This window comes from Mesorhizobium sp. LSJC280B00, from assembly GCF_000502835.1.
Classification (GTDB): domain Bacteria; phylum Pseudomonadota; class Alphaproteobacteria; order Rhizobiales; family Rhizobiaceae; genus Mesorhizobium.
Window position 1 is genome coordinate 1 of record NZ_AYVL01000010.1, and the last position, 23,672, is coordinate 23,672.

23 protein-coding genes and 1 pseudogene are annotated in these 23,672 nt (G+C 63.8%); 10 read left to right on the forward strand and 14 right to left on the reverse strand.

The window, feature by feature from the left end; all coding sequences use genetic code 11:
• Positions 1-137: pseudogene (locus X773_RS76375) on the reverse strand (methionyl-tRNA formyltransferase); the annotation flags it as partial.
• A gap of 11 nt (positions 138-148) precedes the next feature.
• On the reverse strand, positions 149-679 hold the full coding sequence (gene def, locus X773_RS55135) for a peptide deformylase (protein ID WP_023676950.1): 531 nt from the start codon (positions 677-679) through the stop codon (positions 149-151).
• A gap of 103 nt (positions 680-782) precedes the next feature.
• Here def and X773_RS55140 point away from each other — a divergent pair, with 103 nt between their 5' ends.
• Positions 783-2,045, forward strand: coding sequence for a DNA recombination protein RmuC (locus X773_RS55140; RefSeq protein ID WP_023676951.1), 1,263 nt, complete (start codon positions 783-785; stop codon positions 2,043-2,045).
• Between the two features lie 39 nt (positions 2,046-2,084).
• Here X773_RS55140 and X773_RS55145 read toward each other — a convergent pair whose 3' ends face one another.
• The 3 genes from X773_RS55145 to X773_RS55155 all read right to left on the reverse strand — a co-directional run bounded on the left by X773_RS55145 (position 2,085) and on the right by X773_RS55155 (position 4,451).
• Entirely contained in the window at positions 2,085-2,489 is a 405-nt protein-coding gene (locus tag X773_RS55145; protein WP_023676952.1) for a GFA family protein, read from the reverse strand.
• Between the two features lie 67 nt (positions 2,490-2,556).
• Positions 2,557-3,519: a cation diffusion facilitator family transporter gene (locus tag X773_RS55150; RefSeq protein WP_023676953.1), complete on the reverse strand. Its 963-nt coding sequence runs from the start codon at positions 3,517-3,519 to the stop codon at positions 2,557-2,559.
• Between the two features lie 122 nt (positions 3,520-3,641).
• Positions 3,642-4,451 (reverse strand): transglutaminase family protein, encoded by an 810-nt coding sequence (locus tag X773_RS55155; protein ID WP_023676954.1) that lies wholly within the window; start codon positions 4,449-4,451, stop codon positions 3,642-3,644.
• Positions 4,452-4,666: 215 nt separating this feature from the next.
• On the opposite strand from X773_RS55155, the gene X773_RS79035 reads away from it, so the two are divergent.
• Together X773_RS79035 and sugE are read left to right on the forward strand one after the other, a co-directional pair.
• Positions 4,667-4,792, forward strand: coding sequence for a hypothetical protein (locus X773_RS79035; RefSeq protein WP_013528464.1), 126 nt, complete (start codon positions 4,667-4,669; stop codon positions 4,790-4,792).
• Between the two features lie 154 nt (positions 4,793-4,946).
• Positions 4,947-5,261, forward strand: a complete 315-nt coding sequence (sugE, locus tag X773_RS55160) for a quaternary ammonium compound efflux SMR transporter SugE (RefSeq protein ID WP_023676955.1) — start codon at positions 4,947-4,949, stop codon at positions 5,259-5,261.
• An 82-nt stretch (positions 5,262-5,343) separates the two neighbouring features.
• Here the strand turns inward: sugE and X773_RS55165 are convergent, their stop codons facing one another.
• Positions 5,344-5,772, reverse strand: a complete 429-nt coding sequence (locus X773_RS55165) for a DUF6481 family protein (protein WP_023676956.1) — start codon at positions 5,770-5,772, stop codon at positions 5,344-5,346.
• 230 nt (positions 5,773-6,002) lie between these two features.
• Between X773_RS55165 and X773_RS55170 the strand changes: the two genes are divergently transcribed.
• The 3 genes from X773_RS55170 (at position 6,003) to X773_RS55180 (ending at position 9,514) form a co-directional block, all read left to right on the forward strand.
• On the forward strand, positions 6,003-7,064 hold the full coding sequence (locus tag X773_RS55170; RefSeq protein ID WP_023676957.1) for an LLM class flavin-dependent oxidoreductase: 1,062 nt from the start codon (positions 6,003-6,005) through the stop codon (positions 7,062-7,064).
• 133 nt (positions 7,065-7,197) lie between these two features.
• Positions 7,198-8,358 (forward strand): AI-2E family transporter, encoded by a 1,161-nt coding sequence (locus X773_RS55175; protein ID WP_023676958.1) that lies wholly within the window; start codon positions 7,198-7,200, stop codon positions 8,356-8,358.
• 154 nt (positions 8,359-8,512) lie between these two features.
• Positions 8,513-9,514 carry an LLM class flavin-dependent oxidoreductase gene (locus tag X773_RS55180; RefSeq protein WP_023676959.1) on the forward strand — a complete coding sequence of 334 codons (1,002 nt, stop codon included), beginning with the start codon at positions 8,513-8,515 and terminating at the stop codon, positions 9,512-9,514.
• A 156-nt stretch (positions 9,515-9,670) separates the two neighbouring features.
• Here X773_RS55180 and X773_RS55185 read toward each other — a convergent pair whose 3' ends face one another.
• Positions 9,671-10,294, reverse strand: coding sequence for a L,D-transpeptidase (locus X773_RS55185; protein WP_023676960.1), 624 nt, complete (start codon positions 10,292-10,294; stop codon positions 9,671-9,673).
• Between the two features lie 254 nt (positions 10,295-10,548).
• The gene (locus X773_RS55190; protein WP_023676961.1) at positions 10,549-11,568 is read right to left on the reverse strand and encodes a LacI family DNA-binding transcriptional regulator; all 1,020 of its coding nucleotides are present in this window, start codon (positions 11,566-11,568) and stop codon (positions 10,549-10,551) included.
• Between the two features lie 217 nt (positions 11,569-11,785).
• Here X773_RS55190 and X773_RS55195 point away from each other — a divergent pair, with 217 nt between their 5' ends.
• The 3 genes from X773_RS55195 to X773_RS55205 are packed head-to-tail and all read left to right on the forward strand — an operon-like array spanning position 11,786 to position 15,641.
• Complete coding sequence (locus tag X773_RS55195; protein ID WP_023676962.1) at positions 11,786-13,369, forward strand: sugar ABC transporter ATP-binding protein; 1,584 nt, start codon at positions 11,786-11,788, stop codon at positions 13,367-13,369.
• Positions 13,366-14,679 carry an ABC transporter permease gene (locus tag X773_RS55200; RefSeq protein ID WP_023676963.1) on the forward strand — a complete coding sequence of 438 codons (1,314 nt, stop codon included), beginning with the start codon at positions 13,366-13,368 and terminating at the stop codon, positions 14,677-14,679. The genes X773_RS55195 and X773_RS55200 overlap by 4 nt, the downstream gene beginning before the upstream one ends.
• Entirely contained in the window at positions 14,676-15,641 is a 966-nt protein-coding gene (locus tag X773_RS55205) for a substrate-binding domain-containing protein (protein WP_023676964.1), read from the forward strand. The genes X773_RS55200 and X773_RS55205 overlap by 4 nt, the downstream gene beginning before the upstream one ends.
• Before the next feature lie 68 nt (positions 15,642-15,709).
• Here X773_RS55205 and X773_RS55210 read toward each other — a convergent pair whose 3' ends face one another.
• Genes X773_RS55210 through X773_RS55235 form a run of 6 tightly spaced genes read right to left on the reverse strand, consistent with a single transcriptional unit; the run spans position 15,710 to position 22,774 of the window.
• A complete protein-coding gene (locus tag X773_RS55210) occupies positions 15,710-16,171 on the reverse strand; it encodes a MarR family transcriptional regulator (protein WP_023676965.1) in 462 nt (153 codons plus the stop codon).
• Complete coding sequence (locus X773_RS55215; protein ID WP_023676966.1) at positions 16,168-16,752, reverse strand: amino acid synthesis family protein; 585 nt, start codon at positions 16,750-16,752, stop codon at positions 16,168-16,170. The genes X773_RS55210 and X773_RS55215 overlap by 4 nt, the downstream gene beginning before the upstream one ends.
• Positions 16,745-17,620 (reverse strand): thiamine biosynthesis protein ApbE, encoded by an 876-nt coding sequence (locus tag X773_RS55220; protein ID WP_023676967.1) that lies wholly within the window; start codon positions 17,618-17,620, stop codon positions 16,745-16,747. The genes X773_RS55215 and X773_RS55220 overlap by 8 nt, the downstream gene beginning before the upstream one ends.
• On the reverse strand, positions 17,617-19,161 hold the full coding sequence (locus X773_RS55225; RefSeq protein ID WP_023676968.1) for a hypothetical protein: 1,545 nt from the start codon (positions 19,159-19,161) through the stop codon (positions 17,617-17,619). The genes X773_RS55220 and X773_RS55225 overlap by 4 nt, the downstream gene beginning before the upstream one ends.
• Positions 19,158-21,914, reverse strand: a complete 2,757-nt coding sequence (locus X773_RS55230; RefSeq protein WP_031211829.1) for a molybdopterin-dependent oxidoreductase — start codon at positions 21,912-21,914, stop codon at positions 19,158-19,160. Before X773_RS55230 ends, X773_RS55225 begins: the two co-directional genes overlap by 4 nt.
• Complete coding sequence (locus X773_RS55235) at positions 21,914-22,774, reverse strand: xanthine dehydrogenase family protein subunit M (protein ID WP_023676970.1); 861 nt, start codon at positions 22,772-22,774, stop codon at positions 21,914-21,916. The genes X773_RS55230 and X773_RS55235 overlap by 1 nt, the downstream gene beginning before the upstream one ends.
• A 272-nt stretch (positions 22,775-23,046) precedes the next feature.
• Between X773_RS55235 and pncA the strand changes: the two genes are divergently transcribed.
• A complete protein-coding gene (gene pncA, locus X773_RS55240) occupies positions 23,047-23,646 on the forward strand; it encodes a bifunctional nicotinamidase/pyrazinamidase (protein ID WP_023676971.1) in 600 nt (199 codons plus the stop codon).
• The last annotated feature ends 26 nt before the right edge of the window (positions 23,647-23,672 follow it).

Below are 23,672 nucleotides of genomic sequence, written 5' to 3' on the forward strand. Positions count from 1 at the left end.
AGTTCGAGCCCGCGCCGGCCGCCGGCGCGCGGCGGCTGCGTGTAGACGGCCGTCAACCCGTGCCCGGCCCCGGCAATCGCCCGCAGCGTCGGCACGGAGAATTCAGGCGTACCCATGAAGATGACACGCAGGGGCATTTCGTCGACGCCTACCCCACCATCTTGCCCGGCGCCTTGTCCCTGGCGAGCTTCTTGAATTTCTTGACCACCATGTCGCGCTTCAGCTTGGAGATGTGATCGATGAACAGCACGCCGTTGAGGTGGTCGATTTCATGCTGCAGGCAGGTCGCCATCAGCCCCTCGGCCTCGATCTCCTGCAGCTTGCCGTCGCGGTCGAGAAACTTCACCCGCACCGCCGCCGGACGCTCGACCTCGGCATAGTAATCCGGGATCGACAGGCAGCCTTCCTCGTAGACCGAACGCTGGTCGGAGCTTTCGAGGATTTCGGGATTGATGAAGACGTGCGGTGCCGGCGTCTCGTCCTCTTTGGCCAGGTCGATCACCAGCATGCGCAAGGGTTCGCCGACCTGGATCGCTGCGAGGCCGATGCCGGGCGCGTCATACATGGTGTCCAGCATGTCGCCGGCCAGTTTGCGCAGATCGCCGTCGACACGCTCGACCGGTTTTGAAACCTGGCGCAGGACGGGATCGGGGAGGATGATAAGCGGCTTGATCGACATGGCGTCTCACCTAAGACCTCGCAGGAAAAGCGTCAACCGGGGCGCCTTCGGGTCGTTCACGTTTTGATCTGTGCCGGCAGACCGAATCATCTATGCTGTCGACATGAACGATCTGGCCACCATCCTGTCCGAACCTGTCGCCCGCCTCGGCGCCACCACGATCACGCTCGGCCAAGCCCTGGGTTTCGGCGCAATGCTGTTCCTCGGCCTGTTCGTGGCGCTCGTCGTTGCGCTCTGGCGATCGGCCAAGGCGCGTGCAGTGGCGGCCGCCGAAGCCGCCGACCACGCCCGCGACGCCGAGGGGCGGATGGCTGGTATCTTGGCAAGCCAGGCGGAAATGCAGGGCCGCATGGGCGCCATCGCCGAAGTGTTCGGGGCGCGCCAGGCGGAACTGACACAGTCGATCGGCCAGCGTCTCGATGCCATGACCGGCCGCCTGGGCCAGACCATGACCGAGCAGACGAGATCGACGCATGAGAGCCTCGCCAAGCTGCAGGAACGGCTGGCGGTCATCGATATCGCGCAAGGCAACATCCAGTCGCTGGCCGGCCAGGTCGTGCAATTGCAGGCGATCCTTTCCAACAAGCAGACGCGCGGCGCCTTCGGCCAGTCGCGCATGGAAGCCATCGTCGCCGACGGATTGCCGCACGGCGCCTATGAATTCCAGGCGACCTTGTCGAATGGCAGCCGGCCCGACTGCCTGGTGAAGATGCCGAACGGCGCACCGTCGCTTGCCATCGACGCAAAGTTTCCGCTCGAGGCGTGGAATGCCATCCGTGCCGCCGAAGGCGCCGACCTGCAGAAGTCCGCCGCACAGGCTTTCCGCCGCGACATCGAGGTGCATGTCCGGGATATTTCCGAAAAATACCTGATCCAGGGCGAGACGCAGGACACCGCCTTCATGTTCGTGCCCTCAGAATCGGTGTTCGCCGAAATCCACGAGAATTTCGAGGCCGTTGTCCAGAAGGCGCATCGATCGCGGATCGTCATCGTCTCGCCATCGCTTTTGATGCTGTCGATCCAGGTCATCCAGGCGATCCTCAAGGATGCCCGCATGCGCGAGCAGGCACACCTGATCCAGGGCGAGGTTATCCGGCTGATGGAAGACGTCTCCCGGCTCGACGAGCGGGTGCGCAAATTGCAGACGCATTTCGGTCAATCGGCCAAGGATATCGAGGACATCCTTGTCTCGACATCGAAGGTGACCAGGCGCGGACAAAAGATCGAGGCGCTGGAGTTTGGCGTGCAGCCGGCGGAGGACACCGCTGGTTCGAATGGCAGCGGAGCAAAAGCGGAAATCAGCCCGCGCGTCGCCGATTCGAAAACCGGGCAGTTGAGGCTAAGGGTCGTCGAAGGCGACGATTGAGAGCTACGCCGGAACCGGAGGCTTCGCCCGGGTCTGGCGCTACTGCTCCTCGATGATGGTTGTGCCTTCGAATTCCGGCAGCCAATGCAGCGCCGAGCGGTGCCAGATCTGCTTTCTCGGCACCAGTTGCTCGCGCTGCCGTGCCGTGCCGACCCTGATACCGTAAACCTTCGGTCCCTCGCCCGCCGACGTGGCGTAGAGATGCGAGCCGCACTCACCGCAAAATGCCTGGGCGCGCTTGGCGCCGCTCGAACCGGTCTTGATGTAGATCTTCGGCGTGCCCTTGGTGATCCTGTAATTGTCCTCGGACGCCGGCACGGTGACGCGAAAGGCCGTTCCGGTTAGCTTCTGACAATCGATGCAGTGACAAATGGTGGTCTTTTCCGGATCGACTTCGGCCTCGTAAGTGATAGCGCCACAATGACACGCGCCGTCGATTTTCATCTTCGTTCCTCCTGGAGCTTTTGCCCGCGATCATAACCGGGACTGCCCGATGGCGCAGCCATTTTCCTCAGGCCGGTTCCCCTCCGGACGCCGCCAAGGTCTTGCTCCGGCGTTCCCAGGTGCCGGTGGTCTGCGGCTTGACGAAGAGCCGCGTCACCTCCGGCATCTCCGCCTTCAGCCGCGTCTCGAGGCGCTCGACACAGGTCTCTATCTCCGGCGCCGACAAATGATCCTCGAACTCGATGCTCAAAGCGGCGACGATCTCCTGCGGACCCATATGCAGCGTCAGCACGCCATTTGCCCGTTGCACCGCCGGGTCCTGCTGGACGATGGCCAGCACCTCTGTTTGCACCTCGGGCGAGGCCGGCTCGCCGAGCAGCAGGCTCTTGCTTTCGCGCGCCAGGAAGATCGCGGTCCCGCCCAGGATGAGCGCGATGCCGATCGACGCGGCGCCGTCGAGCTTCGGCATGTCCAGCAATTCCGCCGCCAATATGCCGGCGAAGGCGACAACGAGGCCGAGAAGTGCCGCGCTGTCCTCGAAGAGTACGGTGTAGACACTCGGATCCTTGCTGAGCTGCACCGCCTCGAGCCAGCCGTGGCTGCCTTTTTGGTGGCGGAACTCCTTCAGCGCCACCAGCCAAGAGGTGCCTTCGAAGAGGAAGGAAAGGCCAAGGACAGCGTAGTTCACCTTGGCGTTGGCAATCGGCTCCGGCGCCATGATGTGCGTCACGCCTTCGTAGAACGATATGCCGGCACCCAGTGCAAAGACGAGGAGCGCAACGATGAAGCTCCAGAAGTACAGCTCGCGGCCATGGCCGAGCGGATGCGTGCGGTCGGCCGGCCGGGCGGCACGGTGCATGCCGTAAAGCAGCAGGCTGCCATTGCCGGTATCGACGAGCGAGTGGACGCCTTCCGAGAGCATTGCCGAGCTGCCCGTGAACAAGGCAGCGGCAAATTTGGTCAGTGCGATCGCAAGATTTCCGGCGAGCGCCGCATAGATCACTTTTTTCGACCCGCCATGCGCCGCCATGGTGTGCTGCCTTGGTTGATGCACCGAGATTGGCGGAGCGCCCGCCCACGCTCCACAGTCCCCACAACGCCCGAAGTGCCCAGTTGTTCACAAGGTCAGTTGTTCAAAAGGGCGGCGCGGGGCTATTCGACGACCTCGTCCGTCCAGACCTTGAAGCCAGCCAGCGCGCCCGGCCCAAAAATGTGGGTCAGCGGCACATCGGCGGCATCGCGTCCGGAGGCAATCAGGATGCGGCCGATGCGCGGCGCGTTATTGCGCGGGTCGAACGCATGCCAGCGGCCGCCGAGATAGACCTCCATCCAAGCGGCGAAATCCATGTCCGACCACGGCTTTGGCAGGCCGATATCACTGATATAGCCGGTGCAGTAGCGGGTCGGAATGTTCAGGGCGCGGCAGAAGGCAACAGCGAGGTGAGCAAAGTCGCGGCATACACCACTCTGCTCGCGATAGGCCTCGGCGGCGGTGCGCGTCGGCCGTGCATTGAAATAGTTGAAGACGATGTGGTTATGGACGAAGTCGCAGACCGCCTGGACGCGCGGAATGCCGAGCGGGGTGTTGCCGAACAGCCGCCACGCTTCATTCGACAGCACGTCGCTCTCGCAATAACGGCTGGGCAGCAGGAACAGCAGCGTCTCCGACGGCAGATCGCGCACCTCGTGCTGCCACGCCGTCAGCTCGCGCGTCTCGAAGGAGCCGGGGTCGCGGATCACCGCGTCCGTGCCGAACGCAAAGCGCCCGGCCGGCGCAACGAAACGGTTGCACCAATTGCCGAAACTGTCGCGGTAGCTTTCGATCGGCACCGGCGGGTTCGACGTCAGGAAGTCCGGCCGCTCAAGATCGGATGCGCGCGAATAATGGACGTTTAGCATCGCGATCAGCGGTGTTTCCTGCGGGAAGTCGAAGCTCATCTGGCAACCGATGTGGATCCGCATTGTCGTCCTGACCGGCCTGCCTGATCATCAGCCGGCGAAACGCAAGGGCTGATGCTGCAGTGCGAAGAAGACCATGGCACGGACCGCTGCGGTTTACGAGGGAATTAGAAACCAGTTGACAGCCATCGGCCAGGGCGACTGCACGGCAGCGGCCTCTTGCAGTCGAGCGTTTTCTCTTGTTTCACTTCGCCAGACATCAACTGGAGGAACGAATCATGGCTAAGGGTGCGATGAAGGCAGGCAAGGAGGCCCGCAAGCCGAAGAAGGACGCGAAGAAACCGGCTCCGGCGCCGGCCCTGAAGGCACCGCCGGTGAAGGCGATGAAGCTGAAGGACAAGTAGGGCCGCAGCTACCGTTTCGGCTTATCTCGACCGGCCGCAAACGCGGCCGGTATGATTGTTCACTAAGCTCACGCGCATCCCCTATGGATGCGGCGAAGGCAATTTTTGCGCTTTTCAAGAAATCGGCCGGAAGCCATCGAAACGGAGCGTTCCGATGTCGTGGATCTTCCTGTTGTTCGCCGGACTGTTCGAGATCGGCTGGGCGATCGGCCTCAAATACACCGACGGATTCTCGAAGCCGCTGCCGACCGTCCTGACGGTAGCCTCGATGATCGTCAGCCTAACCTTGCTCGGCCTGGCGCTGAAGGCGTTGCCGGTCGGCACCGCTTACGCGGTGTGGACCGGCATCGGCACCGTCGGCACGGCGCTGCTGGGGATCTGGCTGCTCGGGGAACCAGCGACCGCGATCAGGCTGGCCTGCATCGCGCTAATCGTCTGCGGCATCATGGGACTGAAGCTCGCGGCTTAGCCGATTCTGACAGACGAACGCGTTCAGGGCCCCTGCAAGGCGGCCCTGATTCTTGAATTCGGCTGATCAGTGCCGAAAGGCGCTATCGCGCGGAGAAGCCGGGCGGCGTCCTGCCGGTGCGCTGCTTGCGCGCGGCATAGCGTGCGTCACGCTTGGCCTTGCGTTCGGCCTCGTCGGCAAGAAAACGGGCGATCCGCTCGTTCTCTTCAGCTTCCCGGATCTTCGCTTCGGCCTGTGCGGCTTCTTCCGCGGCGATGCGTGCCGCTTCGGCAGCTGCCTCGCGCTCGGCCTTTTCGGCCGCTTCGCGCGCCAGCTTTTCCTGCTTCAGCCTGGCCTTTTCGGCCTCGCGTATCGCGCGGGCCTCGAGGATCGCCTTGCGCTCGGCCTGTCGTGCCAGCACCGCTGGATCATCTGGCGCCGGCTTTGCCTTGAAGCGCTCCAGAAGCGCCTTCTTTGCCTCGTTTGCGGCATTGCGCCGCTCGAAAACGTCTTTTTCCCTATAGATAGCCAAGTCCACTTCCCTGAAGTCAATTTGCGAGGCTTACATACGCGCGAAAACCGAGAGTTCAAGCGCCAAAACGGTATGCCAGCCATGAAATTCTGATCTGTTGCAGCCGGGAGACGCCATTTCGATTGAATTCGGCTGAAAGGCACCCGCACTGTTCACCATCCAGGCATCTGGCGGGGCGGCGGACTGATCGCTACGTGTAGCGCCAAGACAAAACGCTGAGATGACACACTATGGAACTCGGTCTCTACACCTTCGCCGACGTCAGCCCGGAACCAGGTCCCGGTGCGATCGGTGCGCATGAGCGGATGCGCAACCTGATCGAGGAGATCGAGCTCGCCGACCAGGTCGGGCTGGACGTCTTTGGTCTCGGCGAGCACCACCGTCCCGACTATGCTGCCTCGGCTCCGGTGGTGGCGCTGGCGGCGGCGGCCGAACGGACCAAGCGCATAAGGCTGACCAGCGCTGTCACCGTGCTGTCGTCCGACGATCCGGTGCGCGTCTTCCAGCAGTTTGCCACCCTCGATCTTCTGTCCGGCGGCCGTGCCGAGATCATGGCCGGGCGCGGCTCGTTCATCGAGTCCTTTCCGCTGTTCGGCTACAATCTCGAAGATTATGACGAGCTCTTCGCCGAGAAGCTCGACCTGCTGCTCGCCATCCGCGATCATGTCAAGGTGACCTGGTCGGGCAGTCTGCGCGCGCCGATCAACGACCGCGGCGTCTATCCGCGGCCCTTGCAGGACAAATTGCCGATCTGGATCGCCGTCGGTGGAACACCGCAATCCGTCGCCCGCGCGGGCGTGCTCGGGTTGCCGCTGGCACTGGCGATCATCGGTGGCGAGCCGGCGCGGTTCGCACCGCTGTTCGACATCTACAGGGATGCAGCCAGGCGCGCCGGCAACGATCCGGCAAGCCTTGCCACCAGTCTCAACGTGCACGGCTTCATTGCCGACACCACGGACCAGGCAGCCGACGATTTTTACGGGCCGCAGGCCGAGGTGATGAACCGCATCGGCCGCGAGCGCGGCTGGGGGCCGACATCGCGGGCGCATTTCGACCAATCGCGCGGCCCAAACGGCGCGCTGTTCGTCGGCAATCCAGAACAGGTGGCCGAGAAGATCATTGCCCAGCACAGGATATTCGGCAACGACCGCTTCCTGCTGCAAATGGCGATCGGCACCATGCCGCACGCCAAGGTGATGAAGGCCATCGAACTCTACGGCACCAAAGTGGCGCCGATCGTGCGCCGGGAAACTGCGAAGGCCGTTCCCGCCGTGGCGGCGCCGGTTGCCTGATTCCCAGTCACCTGATTTATTGGCAAGGCCGCGAGGCGGCCTTGCCGGTGACGCCGGCTAACGGAACCTTGAAGCGACAGAGGCGTTTTCGCCAACGGTCTGCACCAATCGCGGTGTGCCGCCGAGGGTCAGAATGAAAGCCGAACCCGACGCTTCGGGCGCAAGCGCTGCCGAAAGCCCGGATCCGCGCGTCGAGGCGCGGGCGGATGCGCATCTGATGCGTTCGCTGCTCGTCGGCATCTTCATTCTCATGGCGATCTACGCGCTTTACTTCGCCCGCGCCTTCTTCATGCCGGTCATTCTGGCTTTCCTGCTGGCGCTGACGCTGACGCCGATCGTTCGCTTCCTGCGCAAGCATGGCATGCCCGATGTCATTTCAGCGACACTGTTGGTGCTGCTTTCGTTCTGCCTCGTCGCCGTCGCGGGATATCTGCTCAGCGGCCCGGTCATCGACCTCATCAACAACACCTCGACGATCGGCCAGCAGCTTACCGAACGTTTGGCACAACTGCGCCGTCCGTTCGAACGGATCGTGGAGATTTCGCGCCAGATCGAGGGCCTGACACAGACATCCCAGGAGCCAGGCGTTCAGAGGGTGGCGACGGCGCCATCCGGTATTCTCTCGCAGGCCGCCGGCAATGTGCTGTCGGCCGGCGCCAGCGTTACCATCGTCTTCGTCCTGTCGCTGTTCCTGCTCGCCTCGGGCACGATGTTCTATGAAAAGATCGTCCAGTCCTTCCCCAGTCTCAGCGAAAAGAAGCGGGCGCTGCGCGTCGTCTACGACGTAGAACGTGAAATCTCGCATTATCTGCTTACTGTCACGGTCATCAATACATGTCTCGGCGTGGTCATCGGGCTCGGCCTGTGGGCGCTCGGCGTGCCCAACGCGCAGGTCTGGGGCGCGGCAGCGGCTCTGCTCAATTTCCTGCCCTATATCGGGGCGCTGACCACCATCACGCTGGTTACGATCATCGCGCTGATAAGCTTCGACACGATTTCCTATGCGCTGCTGGCGCCGGCCTTCGTCCTTATGTGCGATGTCGTCGAAGGCCAGTTCGTGACGCCGACGGTGGTCGGCCGCCGTCTCGAAATCAACGCAGTGGCGATCCTCATCGCCATCGCCTTCTGGTCATGGCTGTGGGGTTTTGTCGGCGCGCTGCTGGCGGTGCCTCTGCTGGTCGTCATCAAGGTGTTCTGCGATCATTTCGACGGTCTCAGCCATGTCGGCAATTTCCTGGCGGCGCAACACACGGCAGCGATCGAGGACGAAGAGATTCCCGAGGTGAAAAAGTAGCGGCTTAAAGGGTCAAAAGCGTCCCCCCGATGGGGCAGATCACGACCTTGCATCGGTCGCACGTCCGTTTCCCCCAGCGCTCCATCAACATTTTGAATTTGCCGCCTCGGCAACGGCTTCCTACATCCCTTCGGCCCACAGGAAACCCGCGCCGATGACCGTTCTTTCCGTTCTCGACCTGTCGCCGATCGTCGAAGGCAGCAACGCTTCACAGTCACTCGCCAATTCGCTCGATCTCGCCCGTCATGCCGAGCGGCTGGGCTACCGGCGCTATTGGCTGGCAGAGCACCACAATATGCCGGGCATCGCCAGCGCCGCCACCTCGGTGGTCATTGCCCATGTGGCCGGCGGCACCAATACGATACGCGTCGGCGCCGGCGGCATCATGCTGCCCAATCATTCGCCGCTGGTCATCGCCGAGCAGTTCGGTACGCTCAACGCTCTGCATCCTGGTCGCATCGATCTCGGCCTCGGGCGGGCGCCCGGCACCGACATGGCCACGGCACGGGCGCTGCGCCGTAACCTCGACGCTGGCGCCGACAATTTCCCGCAGGACGTCGTCGAGCTGATGGGTTACTTGCAGCCGGCCGAAGACGGCCAACGCATCCGCGCGGTGCCCGGCGAAGGCGAAAAGGTGCCGATCTGGATTCTCGGTTCCAGCCTCTACGGCGCGCAGCTTGCCGCCATGCTCGGCCTGCCCTACGCCTTCGCTTCGCATTTTGCGCCGGCCGAGCTTGACCATGCTCTGGAGATCTACCGCTCGCGTTTCCAGCCTTCGGAGCAGCTCGACAAGCCTTATGTGATGCTCGGCCTCAACGTCTTCGCCGCTCCTTCCGATGCCGAGGCGCGGCTGTTGTTCACCTCGCTGCAGCAGGCCTTCGTCAATCTGCGCACCGGCCGGCCCGGCCGATTGCCGCCGCCGGTCGAAGGATATGAGCGCGACCTCGATCCAATGGCCAAGACCATGCTCGGCCAAGCGCTTTCCTGCGCCGTCGTCGGCTCCCCGGAAACGGTCAGGCAAGGCATCGAGGCGTTTGTGCGCCGCACAGGGGCCGACGAGCTGATGGTCACAGCGCAGATTTTCGACCATGCGGCGCGGGTGCGCTCGTTCGAGATCCTGGCCGACGCTCACAAATCGCTGTCGGAAGCTGCCTGAGAGTTGGTTCGCCACTTGCCACTGTTGCGGGCAAGGCCGGCCTTAGGCAGGGAACATCGCGAACAGGTGTGCGAAGACATAGCGAACATTTCGCGCGTTTTACGCGGAGGTTTTCGATCCGTCATGCTCGTCCGTTAGCGGGAAACGCGGCGTCCACTAAATGACGATCACCTTGGTGCCGATTGTGGCGCGGTCATAGAGATCGATGATGTCCTGGTTCATGAGGCGAATGCAGCCCGCAGACACGGCTTTGCCGATGGACCACCATTCGGGGCTACCGTGCAGGCGATATCCAGTGTCACCCTTCTCGTTGAAAAGATAAAGCGCCCGCGCACCGAGCGGGTTCACGAGTCCGCCCTCCATATGGGCCGGTATGATGCGGCCTCGCTTCTGCTCGCGTACAATCATGGCGGACGGCGCGCTCCAATCCGGCCATTCGCGCTTCCTCGCAACGTGAGCAGTGCCATGCCACTCGAAGCCCGCCTTGCCGACGCCGATGCCGTAGCGCAGTGCCTGACCGTCTCCTAACACGTAGTAGAGGAACTTCGCTCCTGTATCGACAATGATGGTGCCCGGCGCCTCTTCAGTCGCATAAGGCACTGTCTGCCGACGGAACTTTTGGTCAACCTTGTAGATCGGAACCGGCGGAACGCGAAAACCGGCGTCGGTGAGGCCGCCATAGGCCGAGGGGAAAGTCTTTAATGCGCCGCCGGTGGTGCAGCCGAAGAATGCGGCCATCCCAGCAAGTACCAGCCCGATTAGGATCGATCTCACGCGCATGACTCAAGCCGGCGCCCGTGTGGGCGATCAGCCGCATCTCGTCATATTCCTAAACCGACATGCTTCGATTGCCAAGATTTTCCTGACTGTCGGCTGGCTGATTGTTGGCCACTTGGCTCGATCGGCGCCGCGTCCTTCAATTGCTCGGTTTTCGAAAGACGAACGCCCGTAGTGGCTGCGAAGGCCCGGGGTCGGCAGGACAGAGGGAGCGCTGTCCGTCCGGCATTGCAAAGTTTCTGAACAGAGCCCAAGCGCTACGCGCTGACGCTCTGCGCGATCGCACCTGGCGGACGGCATGAATTGCGGATCATCAAGCGTCCCTTGAGCGTCAGTTTGCGCGGCGGCGCATCCCTGTTTCCGGCGAGCCGGTCGAGCAGCAGATTGGCCGCCTGTTCGCCAATCGCCTGCACCGGCTGGGCGACCGTGGTCAATTGCGGCCGGAACACATCCGACCACGGAAAATCGTCGAAGCAGGCGACCGAAATATCCTCCGGACAGGACAGGCCGATATCGCGAATGGCCTTCATGGTGCCGATCACCATCGGGTTGTTGGCCGAAAAGATGGCGCTCGGCCGGTCGTGCAGCGAAAGCAGCTGCATGGTTGCGTTGTAGCCATCGACTTCGTGGAAGTTGCCGAAGCGGACGAGTTCGGTCTCGGCCGGCAGGCCGGCGGCCTGGAGGGCCTCGCGGTATCCCGCCATGCGGTCATGCATCGGCGAGATATCGAACGAGCCGGAGATGTAGCCGATGCGCCGATGGCCGAGATCGATCAGGTAAGTGATGGCGTCGAACACCGCGCGCTGATTGTCGAGAACGACGGCATCGGTGTCGACACCCTGGCAAACACGGTCGAGCAGCACGACCGGCACATTGGCGTCGTCGACAATCCGTTTGAGGATCGCGCCGTCACCGACACGCGCGACGATCAGTCCGTCGACCATGCGGTCGAGCAGCAGCCTGATCTGGTCGTCCTGCGTGTTCAGGTGCTCGTCGGTGCAGCACAGCATGACGGCGTAGCCGGCCCTGTCGAAAGCCTGCTGGATGACCGAAACGACGTCGGTAAAGAACGGATTGGTGATGTGTGGGACGGTGAGCCCGATGGTGCGTGTGGTGCCCATCTTCAGGCTGCGGGCAATGGCGTTGCGCTTGTAGCCGATGTCGCGGATCGCCTGTTCGATGCGCTGGCTGAGCTCGGGGCTGACGGTCGCGGTGCCGTTGATCAGCGCCGATACGGTGGCCACGGAAACACGCGCGGCCTCGGCCACATGAAGCATAGTCGGAGCAGTGAATTTGCGCTGCTTTTTTCGTCCTGACGCTGTCATTTTCGAAACGTTTCACCACTCCACGGTAGCAATACGTACGGAATCTTATGATTTTGCGCAAGAATTGAAATGGAACAATCTCAGGCTCCAGATATTGCCTTGACATGATCGAAACGTTTAGATTAGCGTTTGAGGTGTTCGGTGACGACGGAGGGAGGCCGTCCTTGTCATGCAGCACGGCAATTCCATCCCTGCGCAAGGCGTTATGGCGGACGGCTCGGCTGTCGTACTGAGCGCCGAGCACATCTCCAAGTCCTTCGGCGGTATCGCCGCGCTTGTCGATGTCGGCTTCGAACTGCGGCGCGGCGAGGTCCATGCGCTGATGGGCGAGAACGGCGCCGGCAAGTCGACGCTGATGAAGATCCTGTCCGGCGTCTACACGGATTATAACGGAACGGTCAGTATCGATGGCCACCCGGTGCGCTTTACCGGCGTCCGCGAAGCCGAGCGCGCCGGCATCGCCATCATCCACCAGGAGCTGAACCTCGTCCCCGAACTCAGCGTCGCCGACAACATTTTTCTCGGCCGCGAGAAGCTGATCGCCGGACTGATCGTCGACCGCAAGGCGAGCAGCCGCGCCGCCGGAACGCTCTTGCAAAGGCTCGGCATCCAGCTCGACCCGGATGCGCGCGTCGGTGCCTTGCGCGTCGGCGAACAGCAGCTGGTCGAGATCGCCAAGGCGCTGTCGATGTCGGCGCGCATTCTGATCATGGACGAGCCGACCTCGGCGCTTTCGCCGGCCGAATGCCAGCGGCTGTTCCGCATCATCCGCCAGCTCGCCGACAGCGGCGTGGCGATCGTCTACATTTCGCACCGCATCGACGAGGTTATGCATCTGGCCAGCCGCGTCACCGTGTTTCGCGATGGACGCCACGTCCTGACGCAGGCGATGGACAAGCTCGACGAAGACGCCATAATTTCGGCGATGGTCGGGCGAAACCTGCTTGCTTCCTCCCAGGAACACCGCATTCCCGGTGGCAACACCGTCCTTTCCGTAAGCGAGCTGTCGCTGTCGAAGCCCAATCGCCATGGCTGGCGCACCGTGCTCGACGGCGTCAGCTTCGATCTTGCCGCCGGAGAAATTCTCGGTATCGGCGGATTGCTGGGCTCGGGCCGTACCGAAATCCTGGAAACCATCTTCGGGTCCAGCGGCGGCCGTGCCGGCGGTGAGATCTGGCTCGATGGCGAGGCAGTAGAAATCCGTTCGCCGCGCGACGCACGCCGGCTCGGCATCGCCCTGGTCACCGAAGACCGCAAGACGCAAGGCCTGCACCTCGAGGCCTCGATCACCGACAATGTCGCACTGCCGCTGGTCGGCGCGCTGGCGCGGTTCGGCCTGCGCTCGCTGGCCGGCGAGCAAGGGCTGGCACGGGACGCCGTCAAGGCGCTCGGAATTCGCTGCGAGACCGTCGAGCAGCCGGCCGGCACGCTGTCCGGCGGCAACCAGCAGAAGGTCGTCATCGGTAAATGGCTGGCGACGAGGCCGCGGGTGCTGCTGCTCGACGAGCCGACGCGCGGCATCGATGTCGGTGCCAAGCGGGAAATCTACGATCTCATCTTCAAGCTGGCGCGAGACGGGCTGGCAATCGCCGTCATCAGCTCGGAATTGCCGGAGCTGCTGCATCTTTCCGACCGTATCCTGGTCATGGCCGACGGCCGCCAGACGGGAATCCTGTCCCGCGCGCAAGCCAGCGAGGAGGCCATCATGCGGCTTGCGGCGCCGCGACGGACGATGACGAGGCCTGCCGCATGAGCATTTTGCATATCCTGTCCCGGACGAAGCTCTATTGGGGCCTGATCGCCATCTTCCTGATCGGCGTGCTCGGCTCGCCGATCAGCTCCAAGGGCAACAACATCTTCCTGTCCTACGGCAACCTGCTCGATGTGCTGCGCCAGGTGTCGACCACCGGGCTGATTGCCACCGGCATGACTGCGGTGATCATCACCGGCGGTATCGACCTTTCCGTCGGCTCGCTGATGGCTATCTGCACGGTCGTCTGTGCCATGCTGCTGACGGTCCCCGGCGTGACGCCGGCGGTGGTGCTGGGGGTGCCGACAGTTGCCCTGGCAGCCCTTTGCCTCGGCATTCTCGTCACTCGTTTCATCCTGCTGAACATCGAAAAATCCCGCGCCGGCGCGCAGGCCACGCACGACATCAGGTTGGACAGCGTTCGCGGGCTGGTGACGCCCGGCATTGTCGGGGTGATCCTGTGCAGTCTGGTGCTGTGGTTCCTGCTGCCGCAGGTGGGCTCAAAATTCGGCGTGCTCGGCGTGCTGCTGGTGGCGCCTTGCGTCGGCCTGCTGTTCGGCGCGCTCAACGGCTTCATCATCGTCGCCGGGCGGCTGCAGCCCTTCATCGTGACGCTGGCGATGATGGTCACTGCGCTCGGCATCGCCCGGCTGACAGCCGGCCAGAACAATGCGGTGCTGCCGGTCTACACCGGCTCGAATGCCACCGCCGATTTCGAAATGCTGCGCTCTCTGGTATTCGGCGTGATCCCGATGCCGGGCCTGTTCTTCCTCGGCGCCATCCTGATCTACGGCGCCGTGCTGCGCTTCACCCCGTTCGGCCGCTATGTCTATGCGATCGGCGGCAATGAGGAGGCGGCGCGGCTGTCGGGCATCGCCGCAGGCCGCGTGAAGATCGCCACCTATGCCGTGTCAGGGCTGCTGGCCGGCATCGCGGCGGTGCTCTATGTCGCGCAGTACCGGCAAGGCAAGCCGGACGCCGGCGCCGGGCTGGAGCTCGACGCCATTGCCGCCGTGGTCATCGGCGGCACCAGCCTGATGGGCGGACGCGGCAGCCTCACCGGGACGTTCTGCGGCGTGCTGATCTTCGGGCTGCTCTCCAACATCCTGCAACTGCACAACATCAATTCGAACCTTCAGCTGGTGCTGAAGGGGATGATCATCATCGGTACCGTGCTCGTACAGGAGCGCAGTGCCGGTGATCTTCTCTTCTATCTGCGACTGCCCGGCGGGCAAGCGCACAAGGAAACGGCCGCGGCAAAGCGGCCGTCGCAAGAGACCGCGTCTCTGAATATTGGAGGAAACAAGAAATGAAACGACGTGAATTGTTGAAGCTCGCCGGGCTGACAGCGGCACTCCTGACCACGACCGCCATGCTTGCCGGCGGCGCCCATGCGCAGGACAAGAAGTGGAAGATCGGCTTCTCGCAGGTGACGACCATCGAACCCTGGCGCGCCCAGTTCAACAAGGACATCCTGGCCGAAGCGGCCAAGCATCCGGAACTCGAGCTGATCATCACCGACGGCGAGGACAAGACCGAGAAGCAGGTCGCCGATGTCGAAAACCTTATCCGTCAGGAGGTCGATGCGCTCTTGGTATCACCGAAAGAATCCGCCGGCCTGACCGGTGTCGTGCAGCAGGCGATCGATGCCAAGATCCCGGTCTTCGTGCTCGACCGCAACGTCGAAACCAACGACTACACGCAGTTCGTCGGCGGCGACAACAAGCTGATCGGCCGGGCTGCCGGTGAATATGCCGTCGAGCTGCTTGGCGGCAAGGGCAAGGCCGCCGGCAACGTCGTCGAGATCTGGGGCGGCATGGGCACCCAGCCGGCACACGACCGCCATGACGGCTTCCATGAATTCACCGATAAGGAGCCAGGCATAAAATACCTGCTCGACCAGCAGTCGGGCGACTGGAAGCAGGACCAGGCCTACAACATCATGGCGACGGCGTTGCGCAACAACGAGAAAATCGATCTTGTCTACGGCCACAATGATCCGATGGCCTATGGCGCCTATCTTGCCGCCAAGGACGTCGGACGTGAGAAGGACATCAAGTTCATCGGCATCGACGGCCTGCCCAATGAAGGCGTGCAGCTGGTCGCCAATGGCGAGCTGACGGCGACGTTCACTTATGTGACGCCGGGCGCCGAAGGGCTGCGGCAGGCGATCAAGTTCCTGAACGGGGAGAAGGTGGAAAAGACCATCACCCTGCCGACGCAGAAGATCACCAAGGAAAATGCCGCCCAGATCCTGAAGGACAACGGCCTCTGAGACGAGGCTTTCCTGCCGGGCGTTCAGCGCCCGGCAGGAACAACAACCAAACGCCGGCAGGCAGCAGATTAAGCCAGCTTGGCCAGCAGCTTCATGAAAATGGCCGCTTCCTTGGCGGAAAGCGGCGCCAGCGTTTCCTGCGTAATCTCACGGGCAAGCGGAATCAGCCGCTCGATCGCGTCGCGCCCCTCGGCGGTCAGATTGACCAGCAGGCGCCGTTTGTCGATTTCGTGTTTGCTAAGTTCGACAAAGCCACGCGCTTTCAGCCGGTCGATGACGCCCTTCACGGTGGCCGCATCCATGGCGATCAGGCTGCCAAGCTGGTTCTGCGAGGTCTCGCCGACGTCGCGCAATTTGGCCAAAGCTGCAAATTGCGGCGGCGTCAGATCGGCGATGTGTGCGGCGAAGATCGAGACATGGCGCTGATGCGCCTTGCGCAGGATGAAGCCGACCTGCTCCTGCAAGCGATAGTCGTTTTCGTCAGGCTCCTCGGCCTCGACCAGCTCGAGCAGATTGTCCTCGGCGCTCACCGCAGCCCATCCCATGCCTTAATGTCCTTGGCCGCCAGCCCACCCATGCGGTCGTGCACGCGCGGGCCGCAGGTCATGGCGAGGCAAAACAGGATCTCGTCGGGACGGGGGCCATCGCTAATGCCGATTTCCATGGCATCGAAATGGCTGCGCACATAGGCGGCGTTGATGTGGCCGAGCGGCACATCGAGCCGCGCGCCGAAGCCGCCGACCTTCTTCGCCGAGGGCACGATCGCCTTGGCGTCGCCGAGCCGTTCGCGCATGGCATAGCCGCCCGGCACATGCCACAGCGCGCCATGCTCCAGCTCGCCCGCCATGCCGACGATGGCGCCCTTGCCGTAACCGTCGATCTGTTTGACGTCGCCGCCCAATGCGGCAATAAGCCTGTCGGAGAGCAGCAGCCCGAGCGGCTTCAAATCCTCCATGGCGCTCTGCAGTTCCTCGACGTAACGGCCGGCGAACGGGTTCTTGACCACAGCCATTGCCGCGGCACGGCGCCGCGGCACCTTCGCCACCGGCCCGCCTTCGTGAAAAATCTCTTCGGTCAGCACGGCGATCTTGCGGATCGGAAACTCAGGCATGAGCAATTTCCCTCTCTAAAACTTTATTGGCGAGCGCCATCGGACCTGCGATGCGCGCCTGACCGCCGAGGAAAAGCGCCGCGGCGGCAATCAGGCCGCGCCGCCGAAACTCCTCGGCAACGGCAAATCCGCCTTCCAGCGCAATAGCGATTTCAGCGGCGGAAAGCAGCCCCACGCCCTGCGTCACCAAACGGTCGCCGAGATCGCTGTCAGGTGCGAGATCGCGCGCCCGTACGCGCCTAACGGCCGGATGACCGGGCAGGTCGACGGCGTTGGCGATCAAGGTCGCGGCGGCATCGGCTTCAGCACCCGTTCGCGCCAGCACCGTGACCGCGTCGGCGATGCCCAGCGAAAAGGAGCGGCCGCGCCAGCCGCTTGTCGCGACACCGCGGATCCCGTCTTCGGGGCGGATCGTGAGACGATCTACCAACCCATGACCTGTCCCGGCAATGGCAAGCGTCATCGACTGCCCGTGGCCGAGATAGATCGCGCTGTCGCCGCCATTGTTGACATAGGCGCGCTCGAGCCGGCGGCCGGCAAGCAGCGCGCCAAGCACTTCGTCGGCTACCGAGCCGGCGACGGCCGCCATCGGTGTGATGAATTGTTTCGCTAGCGGAACGACCGCCGCTTCCATGCGGCGCGCCGTCGGGCCAGCGAAAGCACGTGGCCGCGAGGCGGCCGGGCGCCGCAGTTCGGGCAACTCTTCGACCAGTTCGGGCAGGATTGTCTGGAAGCGCGCCACTGCCTGACGATATGCGGCGCTGCATTCACTCGCCTCGCCGAATGCCTCGACGATCAGGTCGATCGGCCCATGATTGAGGTGAAGCCTCCGGCCGTCCTCGAGCCAATGCGCCTGCGGGCCGTTCATCGCCCGGCCCCGTTTGCGGCCGCGCGACGCAACTGCGCCAGCGGCGGCCAGGGATTGTCACGGGGTGCGGCCGTGCCGCGGCGCGGATTGAGATATTCGCCGCCCTTGGCCAGGATATCGTCGACGCTGCGGATTTCGCCTTCGTAGCCGCCAAGCCTGACATAATCGTCGCGGCGCATGGTGAACTCGATCGGCGCCACCAGCGCCGGGGTCGGCACATAGCCGAAGGCGCCTTCCGGCACGCGGGTGACGTCGACCATCAGCGTGATGCCGCCGCCCGGCCAGACATAGACCGGCGCGCCGCCGACCGTCACATAGGTCGTCAAGCCCTGCACCGAGCGGGTCAGATTGACCGGGTTCTCGGTGACGCCGGCGCGCAGCGAGCCGCCGGCGCCGCCGACGAAAAGCACGGTGCAGAGCGCCGGCTCGCAATTGTCCTCGATCAGTTCGACCGACTTCCGCAGCCGCTCCGGGAACGGTTTCTGGACCGGCTTCAGTTCGTCGTCGAGCTCGTAATAGGCGAATTGCTCGCCGGTGGTCGAGACCATCAGCAGCGACATGCCGGGGCGCGCACCCTTTTTGGCGTTCCATTCACCAAGGATCGACAGCGGGTCGGAAATGCTGGTGCCGCCCCAGCCGAGGCCGGGCTCCGACACCTTGAAATAACGGCCCGGCGTCGAACGGCGGCCGATGATCTTGATGCCGGTATCCTGCCAGCCAAGCACCTTGCCGGCCTGATGCTCGGAGACGACGCCGGTGATGTGGTCATCGACCACCACCACCTCGTCGACAAGGCCGCGCCATTGGGTCGCGAACATGCCTATGGTAGCCGAACCGCAGCCGACGCGCATGCGCTGCTCGAGCTTGCCGTCGATGACCGGCGGCTTGCCGGCTTCGACGATGACGGTGGCGCCGCCGTCGATGACGAGTTCAACCGGTTTGCGGTTGCACAGGGCGAGCATGGCGTCGCAGGTGGCGCGCCCTTCAGCCTTCGAGCCGCCGGTCAAATGATGTACGCCGCCCAGCGACAGCATCTGCGAGCCGTATTCGCCGGTCGTGACATGGCCGATCGCCTCGCCTTGGGCACGGACCGTCGCCGTTTCGGGGCCGATATGACGGTCGGTGTCGATCTTCACCTTGACGCCGCAATAGGAGAAGATGCCCTCGGTGACGACGGTGACCAGATCGACGCCCTCGACCTCCTGGCTGACGATGAAGGGCGCCGGCTTGTAATCGGGATAGGTGGTGCCGGCGCCGATGGCGGTGACGAAGCGGCGGCCGGTGTTGACCAGTTCGCCGTCCCATGTCTCGCCTTCTTCGGCAAAGGGTACGATTGCGGCGCCGGTCTCGGCCGCGTGGTCGAGGATGGTCAGTGGATCCATCCGCACGATCCTGCCGCCAACATTGCCGTAGCGGTCGCAGGCGCCGGTGCGGCTTTCGGCGATGTAGCACATGACCGGACAGGCATCGCAGCGGATCTTCTCGGCCACCAGCTTCTCGCCGGGATCGTGTGTCTCGAAGCGTTCGGCAAGCTCGCTCATCGGCGCGCCTCCTTGTCGAGGATGGCGGCGCGAATGCGGGTCGGCGTCGCCGGAATTTTGGTGACCAGCACACCGGTGGCGTGGCGGATGGCGTTGAGGATCGCCGGCGCCGTCGGGATCAGCACATGCTCGCCCAAACCCTTGGCGCCGAAGGGTCCTTCCGGATCCGGAACTTCTATCAGGATGGTCTCGATCGGTGGCACGTCGCCGATCGTCGGGATCAGATAGTCGTGCAGGTTTTCGGTGCGGCCGGGGATATATTCTTCCATCAGCGCCATGCCGATGCCCTGGGCGATGCCACCCTCGATCTGGCCCTCTGCCAGTAAAGGGTTGATGGCCTTGCCGATATCGTGCGCGGCGGTGATTTTTATAAGCTTCACGGTGCCGAGCCTGAGGTCGACCTCCAGTTCGGCGATCTGGGCGCCATAGCCATAGACGGCATAAGGCTTGCCTTGGCCCTTGGCATCGAGCGGCAGCGTCGGCGGGTCATAGCTTTCCTCGGCACGGAAGACAAAGCCTTCGGCGTCTGCCTTCAGCGAGGAAAGATCGATGCGGCGCGTCGCTTCGCCTTCCCCGATGCTCAGACTTGTGCCGTCCAGCGCAATCGCCGCCTTTTCCGAGACATTGGCGAAACGCAAGATCTCATCGCGCAAGGCGCGGCCGGCCTTTTCGGCGGCCTTGCCGGTGACGAAGGTCTGGCGCGAGGCCGACGTCTTGCCGGCGTCGGGGGTGATCGCCGTGTCGGCGCCTTTCAGCCGCAGCTTTTCAAGCGGAAGACCCAACGCGTCGGCGCAGATCTGCGCGATGACAGTGTTCGAACCTTGCCCGATATCGACCGCCCCCTGATGCAGGACGACTTCGCCCGATGCCGAGATGCCGACCTTGATAGTCGACGGATTGGGCAGCGAGGTGTTGCCGCAACCGTACCAGCAAGAGGCGACGCCGACGCCGCGTTTTTTTTCGCCGCTGCTACGGGCGTTGAACGCGTCGGCGTCAGTTAGGGCACGCCGCCAATGTGAGCGCAGGGCCTCGAGGCAGTCGGCGATGCCGACGCCCGACTCGAGCCGCTGGCCGGTGACTGTTTCGGATCCGTTCCGAAGGCAGTTCTTCAGGCGAAAGTCGAGCCGATCCATGCCGAGCTTGTCGGCCAGGTCGTCATAGAGGGTCTCCTGCATGATCGTCGCCTGCGGCACGCCGAAACCGCGAAAGGCGCCGGCAATCGGGCCATTGGTGTGGATGGCGCGGCCTTCGGCCCGATAGTTCGGCGTCGCATAGGGGCCGGAGGCGTGCACCGGCACGCGGTTGGCGACCGTCGGCCCCCAACTGGCATAGGCGCCGGTGTTGAAATCGCCGGCGAAGACCATGCCGGTGATGCGGCCGTCGGCATCGGCGCCGATGCTCGCTCTCATCTGAGCGGGATGGCGCTTGGTGGTCGAGATCATCGATTCGGTGCGGCTGTAGGCGAGCGCCGCCGGCCGGCCGGTTTTCATGGCGACGAGGCCGATGAGCGGTTGCAGCGAGACGTCGAGCTTGGAGCCGAAGCCGCCGCCGGTGGCGGTCGGCACGATGCGCACCTGTTCCGGGGCAAGGCCGAGCACTTTTGCCGTGTCGTCACGGTCCATATAGGGCGCCTGCGTGCAGGCGACGACGACCAGCGTGTCGCCGTCCATGAAGGCATAGCCGGCTTCCGGTTCGATATAGGCGTGCTCGACATAGGAAGTGTGGATGGCGCCGGAAACGGCGAAAGCCGCACCGGCGAGCGCGGCTTCGGGGTCGCCACGCTCCACGAAGCCGGAGGTGAGCAGGTTCGAGGGCCGGTTTTCATGGACTAGTTGCGCACCGCCGGCCTGCGCTTCGCCAGTTTCCAGAAAATGCGGCAACTCGGTCCAACTGACAGGGAAATCGGCTAGGTCGAGATCGAGGATAGCCTCGCGTTCGCCGGCGACCAGCGCCACCGCCTCACCGCGAAAGCGCGAAACCCCTTCGGCCAGCGCCGGCTGGTCGGCGAAGGGCGCGATGACGCCGAAACAATTCTTTCCCGGAATGTCGGCGGCGGTGAAGACGCCGGCAATGCCAGGACGGGATTTCACCCAGCTGCCGAGATCGCCAAAAGTGAAAGCGGCATGATAATGCGGCGAGCGGACCACCAACACCGACAATGCGTCGGCCGGGAATGAATCACCGCCGAATTTTTCGCCGCCAGTGACTTTCGGAAGGCCATCGAGGCGGATCGGGGAGGAGCCGACGGCATGGCCAGAGGATGGCATGCGCTGATCGAGACCGTCGGCGTGGCGCCAAGCATCCATCACCGCGGCGACGATCTTGCGGTAGCCGGTACAGCGGCAGAGCACGCCGCCCAGTGCATCCTGCGTTTCGGCCTCGCTCGGGCAAGGCGTCCTGTCCAGGAGTGCCGTTGCCGCGACCAGCAGGCCGGGCGTGCAGGCGCCGCATTGCGCTGCGCCATGGCTGAGGAACGAAGCCTGCAGCGCCGACAACCGGCCATTGGCGAGGCCTTCGACGGTCGTCACCACGGTGCCGGAGGCGGAAGCCGCGGGCATCAGGCAGGCGCAGACCGGCTCGCCGTCGACCAGCACCGTGCAGGCGCCGCAATCGCCGGCATCGCAGCCGATCTTGGTGCCGGTCAGCCGCAGTTCGTCGCGCAACACCGCGGACAGCCGCCGCACCGGCGGCACGCAAACGCTGACGGCGGCGCCGTTGACTTCGAAGGCGATGTCGGCGCGCTCCATGTCCATCAGGCCGCCGCCCTTTCGTCGGGAACAGCGCCCATCGCACCAAGCACGGCGCGGGCGACGATCTCGCGCGCAGCGTCCAGCCGATATTCGGCGCTGCCGCGCACGTCGCCGATCGGCGACAGCTCGTCCATCGGTGCGGATTGGATCGCAGTGGCCAGCGCGTGGCCGACGGGCCGGCCGCGTAGCGCCGCCTCGACACCCGCCAGGCGCCTGGCGACAACCGAGCAGGAACCGACGGCGACGGCCGCGTTCCTGACCCTACCATCTTCGACGGCCAGGCGTGCGGCGGCCATGGCGATGGAGATGACGAGATAACGCCGCGCGCCGAGTTTCACGAAGGCGGAGCTGCCGGCGGTCGCGGGTTTGGGAATGCGGATTGCCATGACCATTTCGCCGGGCTGCAGTGCGGTGCGACGGTTGCCGAGGATGAATTCTGCAAGGGGCAGATGCCGGGTCGCCACAGCGGAACGCAGTTCGACTTCGGCATCGAGCACCAGCAGCGGCGGCACGCCGTCGGCGGCCGGCGAGGCGTTGCAGAGATTGCCGGCAATCGAGGCAACGTTCTGGATCTGCACCGAGCCGACTTCCCGCGCCGCCTGCTTCAGCGCGTCGAAAGCCGCCGGCAGAGGATGGCGGACGAGATCGGTCCAGGTGGTGCGCGCGCCGACGAGCCAATGGTTTTCGGCTTCGGCAATGCCGCGCAATGCCACCAGGCCATTGATATCGAGGACATTGTCGCGGAAAGGCTTGCTGCCCTGTGCCGGATAGAAGTCGGTGCCGCCGGCGAGGATGCGCCATTGCCCTTCGCCCAGCAAAGCGAGGGCGTCGTCGACCGTGGTGGGTTTTGCGTAACGGATCACGCTTTGCCTTCCCAGAATGGGCTTCCCGAGAGGGGATCCTGCCGAAAGATTTTCCCGAGCATTCAAGGCAGGAAATTCATTCGTATGCAAATGATATCAAGCCGGCAGGAATTGTCAAAGCCAGAGTTTGCACGGCTGTTGGCACCGGTGCACCCGGAACGCATTTGTTATGCCATGAGAGGTTGACGCAGCCGGCCATCTGGTCAAGTTTCTGCGTCCGGTCGCGTTTTCATTGGAGCCTAAGCTCAAGACCAAGAAAATAAGGAGGCTCCATGGCCGACGAAGCGCTTGTCGTTATCGACCTGCAGAACGATTTCTGCCCGGGTGGCGCCCTTGAAGTGGCCGGTGGCGACGAAATCGTGCCGTTGGTCAATGACCTGATCCGGCGGACCGAGCACGTCCTGCTGACGCAGGACTGGCACCCTGCCGGCCATTCGAGCTTTGCCTCCAGCCACCCCGGCAAGCACCCGTTCGAAACGATCGACGTGCCTTATGGCCACCAGACGCTGTGGCCGGATCACTGCATCCAGGGCAGCCTGGGATCGGATTTCCATTCGGGCCTCGCCTGGAGCAAGGCCGAGCTGGTGATCCGCAAGGGGTTCCGTCCTGCGATCGACAGCTATTCCGCATTCTTCGAGAACGACCGGACGACGCCGACCGGCCTTGCCGGCTATCTCCGGGATCGGAACATCGAGACGCTGACCCTGGTCGGCCTGGCGACGGATTTCTGCGTCGCCTTTTCGGCGCTCGACGCAGTCAAGCTCGGTTTTGAGACGTCCGTGCGGCTCGACGCCTGCCGCGGCATCGATCTCAACGGCTCCGTGGAGAGGATGCTGGGCCGGATGCGCGATGCCGGCGTGACACTGATTTGAACGTCATCCACCCGAACCTGACAGAC